Origin of the sequence: Komagataeibacter melaceti (assembly GCF_003403295.1) — a bacterium.
GTDB classification, from domain to species: domain Bacteria; phylum Pseudomonadota; class Alphaproteobacteria; order Acetobacterales; family Acetobacteraceae; genus Komagataeibacter; species Komagataeibacter melaceti.
In genome coordinates this window covers 1-1,657 of record NZ_QUWV01000061.1, presented here as the reverse complement: position 1 = coordinate 1,657, position 1,657 = coordinate 1, and the positions used below count along the sequence as shown (strand labels likewise).

2 protein-coding genes are annotated in these 1,657 nt (G+C 53.0%); both read right to left on the bottom strand.

Annotation, left to right across the window (positions count from 1 at the left end):
- Positions 1-493 (bottom strand): hypothetical protein (locus DY926_RS07995; RefSeq protein WP_241503127.1); only part of this gene is annotated, 493 nt, incomplete at its 3' end.
- 233 nt (positions 494-726) lie between these two features.
- Positions 727-1,481, bottom strand: a protein-coding gene (locus tag DY926_RS07990) for an IS5 family transposase (RefSeq protein ID WP_116702881.1) whose coding sequence is annotated in 2 segments (ribosomal slippage) — positions 727-1,151 and positions 1,151-1,481 — 756 coding nt in all. Because the reading frame shifts where the segments join, the coding sequence is not laid out codon by codon here.
- Positions 1,482-1,657 lie beyond the last annotated feature (176 nt).

The following is a 1,657-nucleotide window of genomic DNA, read 5'->3' as shown; positions in this document are numbered from 1 at the left end:
CCGGACCACCGTGGCTGATCCGTTCGGCGAGATCGCTCCACAGCCGCGCCATCATGAGATTGATGTCAGAAGTGACTGAAAACGGGGACTGGGAACGCGCCAATGGAGAGAGCGACATACGCTCCCCAATGACAAAATGTCCCCGCAAGAACAGTCGGGCAGAAATTGATCCCTGCTGTCCCTGCCCCATGGGCCTTGTAACGGAAACACGCAGGTGCGGTGATGGGTCAGCAATCAGACTGAACGCATGCAGTTCAGCCGCATTAGACGGGCACGCCACGCCCTGCAGCACTGCAGAGCGCAGGACGGAATGAGGATATCCGCCATACATACCGTCCACATGCAGGCGAATACCCTGCTGGACTGTCATGCATATGCCTTCTGTCCCATTATCTGCCCAGGCGGTCGACACCATCAGGAAGAAAATACAGGCTATATACAAACTGCCCTGCCATACCCTTCGCATAATAAGCGTCTGTTCTCCGTTATACATAAAATTTCCGCCATCAAGACGATGACTTTCTACCGATAACAAAGAAACCTGACGCGAACCTGAACATCTCATCTACGAAATAAAATTTATATTATGAAAATGAGTATCGTTCCGATGTGTAAGTGTATCGATTACGTGGATATTTCTTGAATAACCTTGTTCTTGAACATCCCAGCCAACAGGATCCGTTTGCTGACAGGCTGAGGGGATGGCTAGGTGTTTTGGACGTGTCGTCAGTTAATTCCGATGATGGCGGAAACGAGTTGCACTGCTGCGAAGAATGTTGACTTCAGCTTGTCGTAGCGTGTTGCAATACCTCTGAACTGCTTCAGCCTGGCAAAGAAGCGTTCAATGATGTTTCTGTTTTTGTAGATCCGGAAGCTGAGTTTCCGTGGATCGCGTCGATTTTTCCTTGACGGGATAACCGGTGTGATCTGCCGTTCTTCGAGCTTTTCGATAAGCGGATCAGCATCATAAGCTTTGTCGGCGATAAAGGTTGCAGGGTCGACTTCATCCAGCAGGGGGTCTGCTTCCGTGATGTCCGCTCTCTGCCCGGGCGTCAGGGACAGGGCGACCGCCTTTCCTGCGGCATCGACAATGCCGTGGGTTTTCGAAGTCAGTCCGCCACGGGACCGCCCGATGGCCTGATCCGCGCCCCTTTTTTACGGGCGCCCGCACTGTGCTGGTGCGCCCTGACAATCGTGCTGTCGATCATCATGTATTCGTTATCACGATCGGCAGCCAGATGCCGGAAAACCTGCCCGATGACACCGCTTTCGCACCAGCGGCGCAGACGTCTGTGAACATTCTTCCAATCCCCGAACCGCGCTGGGAGGTCACGCCAGGGAATACCAGCACGGTAACGATACAGAACCGCTTCCACAAACAGACGGTTATCGGCAGACGTTCCGCCGACATGACCTTCACGACCAGGGAGGTGATCTTTTATCCGTTCCCACTGGCTGTCACTCAGGCCATATCGTCGCATTCATTCTCTCCCTGAAAACAGAGAGAAAACATCACACATCAAACAGGAGTACAAGCCTCATAGTGCCAGATGCTAACTGACGACACGCCCTAGCAGCCTGTCGGGTTGGGGTACCCTGTGAAGGGGGGCGGTTGTAAGGTTATGAGATGAGCAGCTTTATCCCGTTTGACCGGTCT